The organism is Neisseria lisongii, from assembly GCF_028463985.1.
Taxonomy (GTDB): Bacteria; Pseudomonadota; Gammaproteobacteria; order Burkholderiales; family Neisseriaceae; genus Neisseria; species Neisseria lisongii.
Window position 1 is genome coordinate 892561 of record NZ_CP116766.1, and the last position, 12670, is coordinate 905230.

Genomic DNA, 12670 nt, shown 5'->3' on the forward strand with positions numbered 1-12670 from the left:
TCAGGGCAACAAAAAAAGCGGCCTTTAGCCGCTTCGGTTAAAACATCAAAAAATCATTTTTCCATATCCCACCAGAAAGCACCGATGTTGTAATGATAATGCTGACAAATTTCCATTACATCCTCATATTCATAAGCCACCATTGCTTTAACACGGGCGTTCAACTCATTCGCCCCACAGCCGTCCCACTGATCTGGGACAAAATCCGCAGACTTATAACGGCTATACGATTCAGCACAAGAGAAGATATCGGTTTCCATCTCACCAATATAATCACATTCAGGGCTGATATCCACTTTGGTAAACGCTTTCTCGCGAAACCACAACCTTTGAAATGTATCTTCAAACTCATTGGCGGAAACCTCGCCTGCCACAAGCTGCCGTGCTAAATTCAAGATTGGAGAATCACCGACCGGTTGTGGCCGCAGTTTCCATTTCATTTTGGGATTCACCTCAAATTTCCTGTTTTAATATAGTTTTTATGCTGTTTTGAACCTTGTTCAAACTGCCATATACTCAAAAATTTATTTGTTTCCGTAAATACTGCCACTGTTTCAGACGGCTCATGATAAAACACTTTGGCATTTTTGTCTGCAAGATAACGCCCAAACTGCCGTGTTTCCGACCGGTTCATTACCTCCAAGATGTATTTTCGGTAAGATTCCACACCGTCAAGATTGGGTTTCGTTGCAATACCCGCCTCTTGAGCGTGCTTAAATTTATCTCTCAACTGTTTATAGCTGAAAGAAACACCTTTCAAGCTCCGTGTATCAACCGGCTTTTGTACAATGGCATCATACAGCGTTTCCAAGCGAACCTGCTTGAAATTCTTATCCAACTGCAAGCGTGCAAACTCTTTGGCTGTCAGGCCGCCATCACGGAATAACTGCGCCCGCTGTTTGCCCAACACTTCTTCCTGAAACGAAGCAGGCTGGGTTTTCAGCCAGTCGTAATACGTTGCCTGCGCCGATACTGCGCCGTCTTTGCCCGCCCGCTTGGCATCGGTATTCCGCCCTTTGTATTCAGGCTTCAATTCGATTACCAGCGACGAGCGGCAGTTGATGTGCAACGGCGGACGGGGGCCGTTGTCTATCGGGAACACTTCGCCGTCCAAGCTGCGGCAGATGGCGGAAGTCCGACCGTCCAATGTTGCCAAAAAGCGGAAACCGGCAACAATATCCTGATTCTCTTCCGCCGTTGCCTGCAGTACCATACTGGCAACATGGGTTGCCGCAGTACGGACAACGGCATCACCCTAACGCAGCGAAGCGCCGATTTCGGACGCAACTTTGGTATTACGTTACCCTATTTATGAGCAGTTTGGACGGCAGCATCGTCCATATCAGCTATATCCGATATGAAACACTTGCCCATTACCACCAAGGTTTATGTTCCATTATCGGCAAAGGCATCCATATTCAAAGCATTATTGCAGACGGCTTTAAAGGCATTAAGACTTTGTTTCCCGATATACCGTTCCAACTGTGTCAGTTCCAACAACAACAAACCATACGCTGTTAAAACCGAAATCGGCCGCCTCCTAGGCATTAAAACGACTGAGCGACAATATCTTTGGGGCTGTCCTAGATAACTAGAGTTATTCAAAGACATCTAAAATAACCCTCATAAAGAAAAGCCGATAAACAACACAAATCAATTGATCTGTTTGTTGCGGGCGTAACCAACAAAACAGCCGCCGAAAAAGAGTAATAACAGGTGCAAAAATGCCGTCTGAAAAACTGTTTTTCAGACGGCATACATATATGGAAAAATTGATTATTAAATAATCTACATTTCCTACATCAAACAATTAAAGTTTTATTTTTTCTTAGCTTTGGCTTTGGCAGCAGGCTTGTTCAAAGCGGCAGTTGCTTTTTTATCCAATACGCAGCTGCGGGCGATGATTTGGTCGTTTACTTCCACTTTGCCGTTGACTTCGGTCAGACCGCGGCGGAACAGGGCATTGCCGTCCACTTTATCGACATTTTGGGCGTTGGCTGCGCCGGAAGCCCAGATTGTACCATCGTTGCCCCAGAAGTAGTTTTGGTCGTTGTTGCCGACTACACGCAGTAGGTTAGGCGACAGTTGGTCACCCACACGCAGTTGTGCAATCACAACCTGACCGCCTTTAATGCCGTACATTACGCCCAGTCTGTCGATTTTATCGCATTTGTAGATCACTTCTTTGGTAGAGTCGATAGAATCAACTTTTACAGTTTGCGGCGCAGGAATTTGTGGTGCGGCTTGGGTTTGAGCCGGTTGGGCAGCCGGTTTTTCAGCGGCTTTGGTTTTGCCGGTGCTGCTGCAGGCAGACAGGGCTACGGCGGCCAATACGGCAGGAACGATTAATTTCAAATGTTTGTTCATAGGGATACTCCGTCAATGATTGGATAAAACATCGGCTGCTTCGGCCGAATACCGTTAATACCATAACAGACATTCCCCTGCTTGTCTTGCCTTTTCGGGCGTAAAACAGGTGTTTTTTGTATTTGAAAAAATAAATGATTAAAAAATAAATATTTATTGGGAATTGTTTTGTGAAAAGCTATTTGAAATTATTTGAATTTGCGTAAAGAGGTCGGATTGGTGCATTAATTTCGGTGGTAAAAATAAAAAAGCCACATAAAGAAAAAAGTACCGGATTCGGTACTTTTTTCTTTATGTGGCGCGGCGGACGGGGCTCGAACCCGCGACCCTCGGCGTGACAGGCCGATACTCTAACCAACTGAGCTACCACCGCATATCTAACAACAAAAGGAAACTGGTGGGTGATGACGGAGTCGAACCGCCGACATTCTGCTTGTAAGGCAGACGCTCTACCAACTGAGCTAATCACCCGAATAAGCGGTTATTAAACCAAAAAACGGTATTTTCGGCAAGACTGTTTTTCTTAATAAAATACAAGATTTTGAAGATAAACAGAATAAATTTTTATTTTTGCAGCAAATGTCCCAATTTATCGGCTTTGGTTTGCAGATAATGCTCGTTTTCAATATTTTCGCCAACTTGCAAGGCGACCCGTTCGACAACATTAATGCCGCTGTCTTTCATGGTTTGGATTTTTTCCGGATTGTTGGTCAGTAATTTAATGCTGGCTACGCCCAAATGGCGGTAAATATCGCCGGCGAGACTGAAATTTCGGGCATCGACCGGCAAGCCCAGTTCCAGATTGGCTTCCACTGTATCCAAGCCCTGATCTTGTAAACGATAGGCACGGATTTTATTGATAAGGCCGATGCCCCGACCTTCCTGACGCAGATAAACAATCACCCCCCGGCCTTCCTGCTGCACCGCTTTCATGGCCGCCATCAGCTGCGGACCGCAGTCACATTTTTTTGAAAACAGCGCATCGCCGGTCAGACATTCCGAATGAATTCGGGACAAAACCGGCAGGCCGTCTGAAACTTCGCCCATCACCAAAGCGATATGTTCCTGTCCGCCCGTTTCTTCAAAACCATGCATGGTAAAAATGCCCCATTCGGTCGGCAGGCGGCAAGAAGCCACAAATTTCAACGCTTCAGTCATAAAGTTTCGTCCTCACAAGAAAAATTCAATAATTGTTTTAACGGTTCAATCAACGCCAATGCCAGTGCCACCCATTCCGTTGCCGGTGTGTCGTCGCTTTCGGGCAACGGGTGTTCAAATTCCACTTGAATCACGCCCAATACCGTACCGTTTTCAGCACAAACCGGCACCGAAATCTGCGCACCATGCTGATTGCGGCTGCAAAACAGTTCGCCCGCCGCCGCCCATGCCGCCGTATCCGCAGCAATGTTCATCCACGCACTTTGCGCCGTACGCACTACCAAATAAGTTTGGCTTCCAAACTCATCCACCGCCAACGCCGCTTCCAAAGCAACACCTTGCGCAGTCAAACGTACCAAACGGTTTTCAGACGGCATCAACGCATAAACCGCCGCCGCTGCGACACCTTGAGAACGGCTGAACACCGAATCCAAAGCCATAAAGATTTTTTTCAGCAACAGCGTATTTTCCGCCGTTTCAGCAAAAAAATCAGCCAAAACCAATTCATCGCTGCAGTGCCACAGCAGCGGCCGCTCAATCGCCGCCTCCCCCATATCCACCACCGCTTTTGCCGCCGCATAAGCTACAGCAACATCGTCTTTCTGCAAACGCAAACCCTGAGTCTGCAAAAAATCTTCAATCAATAAAGCAGGCATATCCCACCATTCCTCAAAACCGATACACAGGATTTTCTACCGATTGCAGATAATGCAACGCAGCAGGTTGAGTCAGGCCGTCTGAAAACTGATTTTCAGATGGCCTAAAAATCATAATCCGCCATTATAACCGCATTTCCCAACAATACACACTTTGCACCCGGCAATATTGTGTGTATAATCCGCAAATCAAGTTTTGGGCTGGATTTGGTTTAACGTTTGTCTTAAACCCAACCATGCCCCGATACAGACAATATGCGGACGTGGCGAAATTGGTAGACGCACCAGATTTAGGTTCTGGCGCCGAAAGGTGTGAGAGTTCGAGTCTCTCCGTCCGCACCAAACTCATAAAAACGCAGCTTTCAAAGCTGCTTTTTTTACATCTAATACCGTCTAATCCAATCGACCAAATCCCCGACCCGCAAGGCTTTCAGCCTGATTGCCTGTTTTCTGATTTTCTATTTTTAGTCTAATATCATCTAATGCCGTCTAATTGAATCAAGCATAAATTGGGGGTATATTTGGGGGTGTCCCAAAATACCCCTGAAAAAAATACCCCCAAATGCCCCTGAACGACCGACAAATCAAGAATGCCAAGCCTGCTGAAAACCCTATAAGCTGAATGACGGGCGGGGATTGTATGTGTGCGACATTACCCTAAAACTGCTGACTTTGGTTAAAAACAAAGACATTGAAATCGTCGCATAATGAAGCCGTCTGAAAATCGATTTTCAGACGGCATAATCTTCCAAACTGCCCTATTTCCCCGCTAAATCTGCCAAAATCGGGCGGATTTGGTCGGCTTCTTTCAGGGCCCGAATCTGTTCAAACAGGTTTTGTGCCTGCGGATAGGCTTTTTTCATCATGCCCAGCCACTGTTTCAGGCGGGCGACGGGGTATTTGTTGTTGGTTTCTTTTTGCAGGCATAAATCGAAAAACAGCAGAATCCAGCCCGATATTTCGGCGAAATCCGCTTGGCGCACACTTTCGCCCTGTTCGTACTGTTTAATCTGCCGTGCCAAATCGGGGCGGATTACCGCACCCCGTCCCAGCATCACGCTTTGGCAACCGCTGGTTTCTTTAATCGCCAGATAATCTTCCAGCGAAAATACATCGCCGTTGGCGGTAACCGGAATATTGACGCTGTCTCGGATTTTGCGTACCCATTCCCAATGTGCCGGCGGTTCGTAGCCCTCGACTTTGGTTCGGGCGTGTACGGTCAGCGCACAAGCGCCGCCCTCGGCAATCGCTGCAGCGCATTCCAGTGCCAATGATGTATCTTCAAAACCCAAACGCATTTTGGCGGTCAGCGGAATTTCAGACGGCATACGGCGGCGCAGGGTTTGGACGATTTCAAAAATCCGTTGCGGCTCTTTGAGCAATACCGCCCCGCCTTGGTGTTTATTGACCGTTGGTGCCGGGCAACCGAAATTCAAATCGATTTTGTCTGCGCCGAAACGCACGGCTTCCAAGGCGTTTACCGCCATATTTTCCGCATCGCTGCCCAAAAGCTGCACCGTGCAGGGCGTACCGGCAAAGGTTTTGTTGCCGTTTGCCAGCTCGGGAACGTGTTTGAGCCAAGTTTGGCGTGAGTGAACCGTGTGCGTAATCCGTACAAATTCGCTGACGCATTCATCATAGCCGCCGATTCGGGTCAGCAAATCCCGCATCACAGGATCACAAAGGCCTTGCATGGGTGCCAGAATCAGACGGCTTTTCTGTTTTATATCATTCATTTAATTGTTTGGGATAAGGTTAATCCAACACCCGCTGTTCAGGCAAACGCCCTGCCCAATCGCAGGCGAACTGCCATGCGGAGCGTCCGGAGCGGTTGCCCCGTGTCTGCGCCCATCTTAATGCGGCGGCACGGGCGGTTTCATCATAGGTAACGCCGAAATCGCCCAGCCAGTTTTCAACCGCCTGCAGATAATCGTTTTGGTCGAACGGGTAAAAACTCAGCCACAAGCCGAAGCGGTCGGAAAGGGAAATTTTTTCTTCTACGGCTTCTTTTTGGTGGATTTCGCCACGAATGCCGGTTGTACCGCCATTTTCGTCCATATATTCGGGCATTAAATGGCGGCGGTTGGAAGTGGCGTAGATTAAAACATTGCTGCAGCGCTGCGACAGGCCGCCGTCTAGGGCGGTTTTCAGGGCTTTATAGGTTTCGTCGCCGTTTTCAAACGATAAGTCGTCGCAAAATACGATGAATTTTTCAGGCCGTTTTGCCAGCAACACCAGCAATTCCGGCAAGCTGACCAAATCGCTTTTATCGACTTCGATCAAACGCAGCCCCTGCCCGGCATATTCGTGCAGCAATGCTTTAACCAGCGAGGATTTGCCTGTTCCCCTTGAGCCGCTCATCAATACGTTGTTTGCCGGACGACCGGATAAAAACTGTTCGGTATTGCGTTTGAGTTTCTCGGTTTGCGGGCCGACTGCCGCCAGCCGTTCCAAAGGGAAGGTGTGCGGCATGGGTAGGCTTTCCAGAATGCCTTTGCGTCCGACACTCTGCCAGCGGTAGGCGTGCGCAGACCAGTCGGTATCGGCTTGGTGCGCCGGAAGCAGCAAATCCAAGCGGTCGATAACTGAATTGAGTTTTTTGAGAAATTTGCTCAGTTTCATTTTATTTTTCCTTTGTGATGAATCTGTTATGTGTTAAATCGAGCCGTTTTCAGACGGCCTGTGCGTTTTGCGCCATCACCCGCATAACGGTATCGACAACCGCCTGCGTTTGCGGATCGATTTCGATGTTGATACAGTCGCCAACTTGGCGGCTGCCGAATAAGGTGCGGTTGAGCGTTTCGGGAATCAGGTGGACGTTAAACTCGGTTTCGCTCACGCTGCCGATGGTCAGGCTGCAGCCGTCCAAGCCGACAAAGCCTTTGGTCAGGATATAGGGTTTCAGCGTTTCCGGAAGCGCAAACCATACGGTGCGGTTAGCCGGAGTTTGTTCGATACGGGTGATGTGTGTGTTGGCGATAATATGGCCGCTCATCACATGGCCGCCGATTTCGTCGCCGAATTTTGCCGCCCTCTCTAAATTGACGCTGTCGCCGGTTTTCAGACGGCCTAAATTGGTTTTTGCCAAGGTTTCGTTCATCAAATCGAAGCTGACCTGATTGTTTTCAATGCGGGTAATGGTTAAGCAGCAACCGTTGTTGGCAATGGAAGCGCCGATTTGCAGATTGTCTGTCATGTGTGGCGGCAATTCGACAATATGGGTGCGGAATTCGGCACTTTCCTGCTCGATGGCAACGATTTTGCCGATACCCTGTACAATTCCTGTAAACATTTTTTTCCTGAATATTGTGTGTTTATCAACGGTAAAAAGCCGTCTGAAAACAGAACCACGTTTTCAGACGGCCTTAATCGGAAACCGTCGGCAAACGGTTTCGATTTGATGCGGACAAGTGATTACAGAGCGTCTTTCAGCGCTTTGCCTGCACGGAATTTAGGCGTTTTCGCAGCTGCAATGGTCAAAGGCTCGCCGGTTTTTGGGTTGCGGCCTTGACGCTCGGCACGTTCGCCAACGTAGAAAGTACCGAAACCGACCAGAGTGACGGTATCGCCTTTTTTCAGCGCTTCGGTTACGGCGTTGGTAGTAGCGTCCAGCGCTTTTTGAGCAGCAGCTTTAGAAATGCCGGCTTCTTGAGCAATCGCTTCGATTAATTCAGACTTGTTCACAATCAGTCCCTTTCTATCGTTGAAAAATAATATGTTTGGGGTACTTCGCAGTACATGTGTGCTTTATAGCAATTCTGAAATTGGCATGTCAAGCGAAAAATGCGGAATCCGCCAGTTTTAGGGGCTTTCAGGGCGAACCCGCATTTTTTACAACACATTTTGGGTCAAAATCAGTGCTTGGTTGCCTTTGCTCTTGACGGACGGCTTTTTCCCGCCGCCGCAGCTTCCGCAGGCACGGTTTCCGCCCACGGCGCAGGCTGGCTTTCCAAACCCAATGCCAAGACTTCGTCTATCCATTTCACCGGATGGATGGTCAGGCCGGTTTTGACGTTTTCCGGAATTTCTTCCAAATCTTTGACATTGTCTTGCGGAATCAGCACATGTTTGATGCCGCCCCGCAACGCCGCCAGCAGTTTTTCTTTCAAACCGCCGATCGGCAGCACTTCGCCCCGCAGGGTAATTTCGCCCGTCATCGCCACATCGGCACGCACCGGAATCCGGGTGAATGCTGACACCATCGCCAAGGTCATGGCGATACCGGCACTCGGCCCGTCTTTCGGCGTTGCCCCTTCGGGAACATGGACGTGAATGTCTTTTTTCTCGTAGAAATCAGGCGCAAGTCCGACCGATTCGGCTCGGGAACGCACCACCGACCAAGCGGCAGATACTGATTCTTTCATCACATCACCCAGCTGGCCGGTACATTGAATCACACCCTTACCCGGCAATGCCACGGCCTCGACTGTCAGCAGTTCGCCGCCGACTTCCGTCCACGCCAAACCGGTTACCTGACCGATACGGTTTTCGCTTTCGGCAACGCCGTAATCAAAGCGGCGCACGCCCAAATAATCGTGCAGATTGCCTGCATCAACTTTGACCGCTTTCGGCTTGGCTTTGGATTTGGCAGCTTTTTTCTTGTCTTCCGACAAGGTAATCTGCATCACCACTTTGCGGCAGATTTTGGCAATTTCGCGATCCAGCGAGCGTACACCGGCTTCACGGGTGTAATAACGGATAATGTCCCGCACGGCGCTTTCATCAATAATCAACTCGCCCTCTTTTACACCGTTGCGCTTCATCTGCTTCGGCACTAAATACTGCATGGCGATATTGATTTTTTCGTCTTCGGTATAGCCCGACAGACGGATAATTTCCATACGGTCCAGCAGTGGGGTCGGAATATTTAGACTGTTGGATGTGGCGATAAACATCACATCGCTCAAATCGTAATCCACTTCGGCGTAGTGGTCGGCAAATTTGCTGTTTTGTTCGGGATCAAGCACTTCCAGCAGCGCACTGGCCGGATCGCCTCGGAAATCGTTGCCCATTTTGTCGATTTCATCCAACAAAAACAACGGGTTTTTCACACCGGCTTTGGCCATGTTCTGCAAAATTTTGCCCGGCATCGAACCGATATAGGTTCGGCGGTGGCCTCGGATTTCGCTTTCGTCACGCACGCCGCCCAGCGCCATACGCACATATTGGCGGCCAGTGGCTTTGGCAATCGATTCGCCCAAAGAAGTTTTACCCACGCCCGGCGGGCCGACCAAACACAAAATCGGGCCTTTGAGCTTGTCCATACGTTTTTGCACGGCAAGGTATTCCAAAATCCGTTCTTTGACTTTTTCCAAGCCGTAATGGTCGGCATTCAGCACCAAATCGGCTTTGGCAATGTCTTTGCTGACACGGGATTTTTTCTTCCACGGCAGTTCGAGCAGAATATCGATATAGTTGCGCACCACGGTCGATTCGGCCGACATCGGCGGCATCATTTTCAGTTTTTTCAACTCAGACAAACATTTTTCTTCCGCCTCTTTGGTCATGCCTGCGGCCTTGATTTTGCCTTCCAAGGCTTCCAGTTCGCTGCGCTCGTCTTCCTCGCCCAACTCTTTCTGAATCGCCTTAACCTGCTCGTTCAGATAATATTCGCGCTGGGATTTTTCCATCTGGCGTTTGACCCGACCCCGGATGCGTTTCTCCACCTGCATAATGTCCAGCTCGGCTTCCAAGCGGGCCAGCAGCAATTCCATACGCACCATCACGTTTTCGGTTTCCAAAAGCTGTTGGCGGTAGGTCAGTTTTAACTGCAGATGGGCGGCAACGGTATCGGTCAGGCGGCCGTTTTCTTTGATGCCGTGGACGCTGTTGATGATTTCCGCCGGAATTTTTTTGTTTAACTTGGCGTATTGTTCAAATTGCGACAGCAGCGTGCGGCGCAGAGCTTCGACATCGGGATGGTCGTCGCCCGCTTCATCGTCAAGTGCTTCTACATGTGAAACAAACAGCGTGCCGTTGTCTTCAACCGTCAGCGCACGGGCCCGGTAAAGGCCTTCCACCAACACTTTCACCGTGCCGTCAGGCAGTTTCAACACCTGCAAAACCTGGGCAACCGTACCGGTTTGGTGCAGATCGGCAGGCGCAGGCTCTTCCAATTCGGATTCTTTCTGCGCCAGCAGGAACACCGGTTCGTCATCGGCCATTGCCGCTTCCAAGGCAGCAATGGATTTCGGGCGGCCGACAAACAGCGGCAGCACCATGTGCGGATAAACCACTACATCACGCAGCGGCAAAGTGCTCAAGGCACGGTATTGCTCTATCGTTTTTTCTTTTGACATCTTAAATCTCAGTTGTTTCAACCAGGTTGCAGCCTAAGTTGGGTTGAACTGCGGGATTTCAAGACTTGAAAAACAGCTTTCCGATACCCACTTTGCCGAAATCGCTTTTTTACGGTGTTTGAGTTAGAATACCCACCTTGGACAGGCCGTCTGAAAACGGGCTTTTTCACAGCCCAGAATCCGAATCCGGAAAACCGGTTTCAGCTTCGCAGCAATGCGCTACGCTCATTTTCAGACGGCCTCTAAACGAAAGGAACCGCCATATTATGTCCGCCGCAGCGCAAAACGAACAAAAATCCCTGATTGAATTTCCATGCACCTTCCCGCTGAAAGTAATGGGCGCAGTCCACCCCGATTTTGAAAAAGCCGTTTTGGAAACCGTCCGCCTTCATGCGCCGGACACCGAAGCCCGCCACATTACCACCCGCCCGAGCAGCAAAGGCAACTATACCGGCGCTACCGTTCAGGTCAATGTCAGCAGCCAAGAGCAGTTGGACAACATCTACCGTGCGCTGACTTCCCACGAATTGGTTAAAGTGGTGCTGTAATGAAAATCGTGCAGAAAGGTTTGGTCGATTACCAGCCTACTTTCGAAGCGATGAAGGCATTCAATGCCGGACGCACCGACACTACCGAAGACGAATTGTGGGTGGTCGAACACCCGCCGGTGTTTACCCAAGGTTTGGCCGGCAAACCCGAACACCTGCTGATTCAGGACGATATTCCCGTGGTTCAAATCGACCGGGGCGGTCAGATTACCTACCACGGCCCCGGCCAGTTGGTCGTTTATACCATGATCGACTTCAAACGTCGCAAAACCAGCGTGCGCAGCATCGTGTCCGCACTGGAAAACAGCATTATTGCGACACTGGCGGAATACCATATTCAGGCCGCCGCCGACCCCAAACGCCCCGGCGTTTATGTCGGCGAGAAAAAAATCGCCTCTTTGGGCTTGAGAATTAAAAACGGATCGGTATATCACGGGTTGGCACTGAACGTCGATATGGATTTAAGCCCGTTTACCCACATCAATCCCTGCGGCTACGCCGGTATGGAAATGACCCAAATTGCCGACTTCGTCCGCCCCTGTCCGGCCTTGGCCGAAGTGGCCGGCAAACTGACCGCACACCTCTACACGCAACTTACAGCGAAAGAATCCTCATGAGCGAAATCAAAACAGACGATCCTAAACGCGGCGTCAAACTCAAAGGTGCCGACAAAACCGCACGCATTCCGATTAAAGTGGTTCCGCTGGAACAGAAACTGAAAAAGCCCGAATGGATTCGTGCCAAATTACCCGGAAAAAAATTCTTTGAAATCAAAAGTCTTTTGCGTGAACAAAAAATGCACACGGTTTGCGAGGAAGCCTCTTGCCCGAATATCAGCGAATGTTTTACCAAAGGCACGGCAACCTTTATGATTATGGGCGACATCTGCACCCGACGCTGTCCGTTTTGCGACGTGGGCCACGGCCGCCCGAATATGCTCGATCCGGACGAACCGAAAAATCTCGCCGAATCCGTAAAAGCAATGAATCTGCGCTATGTGGTGATTACCTCGGTTGACAGGGACGACCTGCGGGACGGCGGTGCGCAACACTTTGCCGACTGCATCAAAGCCATCCGCGAAACCAGCCCAAATACCAAAATCGAGATTCTGGTTCCCGATTTCCGCGGCCGCTTGGATATTGCCCTAAACATCCTCGCCGAAACCCCGCCCGATGTGATGAACCACAATCTGGAAACCCACCCCGATTTATACCGCAAAGCCCGTCCCGGTGCCGATTACAAACACTCGCTGGAACTTTTGCGCCGCTACAAAGAAATGATGCCGCATATTCCGACCAAATCGGGTATCATGGTCGGCTTGGGCGAAACCGACGAACAGGTTCGGGAAATCATGCGGGATATGCGTGCCAACCAAATCGAAATGATTACCATCGGCCAATATCTGCAGCCTTCAGACGGCCACTTGCCGGTATTGCGTTACGTTACGCCCGACCAATTCAAAGAATTTGAAAAAGAAGCCTACGAAATGGGCTTCAGCAACGCCGCCATCGGTGCCATGGTACGCTCAAGCTACCACGCCGACGAACAGGCCGCCGAAGCCCTGCGCGAAAGCCACGGCGGTTGCCACCACTAAAACCCGTTTTTCAGACGGCCTCAACCATACAGGCCGTCTGAAAACCAA

At 49.9% G+C, this 12670-nt stretch carries 13 protein-coding genes, 3 tRNA genes and 1 pseudogene; 5 read left to right on the forward strand and 12 right to left on the reverse strand.

Annotation, left to right across the window (positions count from 1 at the left end; translation table 11 throughout):
- Positions 1-53 precede the first annotated feature (53 nt).
- Positions 54-452, reverse strand: a complete 399-nt coding sequence (locus PJU73_RS03975) for a colicin immunity domain-containing protein (protein ID WP_237091266.1) — start codon at positions 450-452, stop codon at positions 54-56.
- Positions 449-1231: pseudogene (locus tag PJU73_RS09600) on the reverse strand (minor capsid protein); the annotation flags it as partial. The pseudogene PJU73_RS09600 and the gene PJU73_RS03975, both read right to left, overlap by 4 nt.
- A gap of 80 nt (positions 1232-1311) precedes the next feature.
- On the opposite strand from PJU73_RS09600, the gene PJU73_RS03990 reads away from it, so the two are divergent.
- A complete protein-coding gene (locus PJU73_RS03990; RefSeq protein WP_237091264.1) occupies positions 1312-1521 on the forward strand; it encodes a hypothetical protein in 210 nt (69 codons plus the stop codon).
- A gap of 297 nt (positions 1522-1818) precedes the next feature.
- On the opposite strand, the gene PJU73_RS03995 is transcribed toward PJU73_RS03990, so the two are convergent.
- The 5 genes from PJU73_RS03995 to PJU73_RS04015 all read right to left on the reverse strand — a co-directional run bounded on the left by PJU73_RS03995 (position 1819) and on the right by PJU73_RS04015 (position 4181).
- Entirely contained in the window at positions 1819-2367 is a 549-nt protein-coding gene (locus tag PJU73_RS03995) for an ACP-like domain-containing protein (protein WP_237091263.1), read from the reverse strand.
- A gap of 296 nt (positions 2368-2663) precedes the next feature.
- Positions 2664-2740 (reverse strand) — tRNA-Asp (locus tag PJU73_RS04000).
- Positions 2741-2762: 22 nt separating this feature from the next.
- Positions 2763-2838: transfer RNA gene (locus PJU73_RS04005), tRNA-Val, on the reverse strand.
- 93 nt (positions 2839-2931) lie between these two features.
- Positions 2932-3525: a GTP cyclohydrolase II gene (gene ribA / locus PJU73_RS04010; RefSeq protein WP_237091262.1), complete on the reverse strand. Its 594-nt coding sequence runs from the start codon at positions 3523-3525 to the stop codon at positions 2932-2934.
- The gene (locus PJU73_RS04015; protein ID WP_237091261.1) at positions 3522-4181 is read right to left on the reverse strand and encodes a hypothetical protein; all 660 of its coding nucleotides are present in this window, start codon (positions 4179-4181) and stop codon (positions 3522-3524) included. Before PJU73_RS04015 ends, ribA begins: the two co-directional genes overlap by 4 nt.
- Positions 4182-4438: 257 nt before the next feature.
- Here PJU73_RS04015 and PJU73_RS04020 point away from each other — a divergent pair.
- Positions 4439-4523: transfer RNA gene (locus PJU73_RS04020), tRNA-Leu, on the forward strand.
- Between the two features lie 416 nt (positions 4524-4939).
- Here PJU73_RS04020 and PJU73_RS04025 read toward each other — a convergent pair.
- From PJU73_RS04025 to lon, 5 genes are all read right to left on the reverse strand, one after another.
- Positions 4940-5917 carry a tRNA dihydrouridine synthase gene (locus PJU73_RS04025; RefSeq protein ID WP_237091260.1) on the reverse strand — a complete coding sequence of 326 codons (978 nt, stop codon included), beginning with the start codon at positions 5915-5917 and terminating at the stop codon, positions 4940-4942.
- Positions 5918-5936: 19 nt separating this feature from the next.
- Positions 5937-6803, reverse strand: a complete 867-nt coding sequence (locus PJU73_RS04030) for an ATP-binding protein (RefSeq protein WP_237091259.1) — start codon at positions 6801-6803, stop codon at positions 5937-5939.
- A gap of 49 nt (positions 6804-6852) precedes the next feature.
- On the reverse strand, positions 6853-7473 hold the full coding sequence (locus tag PJU73_RS04035; protein ID WP_237091258.1) for a riboflavin synthase subunit alpha: 621 nt from the start codon (positions 7471-7473) through the stop codon (positions 6853-6855).
- A 122-nt stretch (positions 7474-7595) separates the two neighbouring features.
- Positions 7596-7865, reverse strand: coding sequence for an HU family DNA-binding protein (locus PJU73_RS04040; RefSeq protein ID WP_066078839.1), 270 nt, complete (start codon positions 7863-7865; stop codon positions 7596-7598).
- Between the two features lie 170 nt (positions 7866-8035).
- On the reverse strand, positions 8036-10480 hold the full coding sequence (gene lon, locus PJU73_RS04045) for an endopeptidase La (RefSeq protein ID WP_237091257.1): 2445 nt from the start codon (positions 10478-10480) through the stop codon (positions 8036-8038).
- 266 nt (positions 10481-10746) lie between these two features.
- Here lon and PJU73_RS04050 point away from each other — a divergent pair, with 266 nt between their 5' ends.
- Genes PJU73_RS04050 through lipA form a run of 3 tightly spaced genes read left to right on the forward strand, consistent with a single transcriptional unit; the run spans position 10747 to position 12622 of the window.
- The gene (locus PJU73_RS04050) at positions 10747-11028 is read left to right on the forward strand and encodes an HP0495 family protein (RefSeq protein WP_237091256.1); all 282 of its coding nucleotides are present in this window, start codon (positions 10747-10749) and stop codon (positions 11026-11028) included.
- Positions 11028-11645, forward strand: a complete 618-nt coding sequence (gene lipB / locus PJU73_RS04055) for a lipoyl(octanoyl) transferase LipB (RefSeq protein WP_237091255.1) — start codon at positions 11028-11030, stop codon at positions 11643-11645. The genes PJU73_RS04050 and lipB overlap by 1 nt, the downstream gene beginning before the upstream one ends.
- The gene (gene lipA / locus PJU73_RS04060) at positions 11642-12622 is read left to right on the forward strand and encodes a lipoyl synthase (protein ID WP_237091254.1); all 981 of its coding nucleotides are present in this window, start codon (positions 11642-11644) and stop codon (positions 12620-12622) included. Before lipB ends, lipA begins: the two co-directional genes overlap by 4 nt.
- Positions 12623-12670 lie beyond the last annotated feature (48 nt).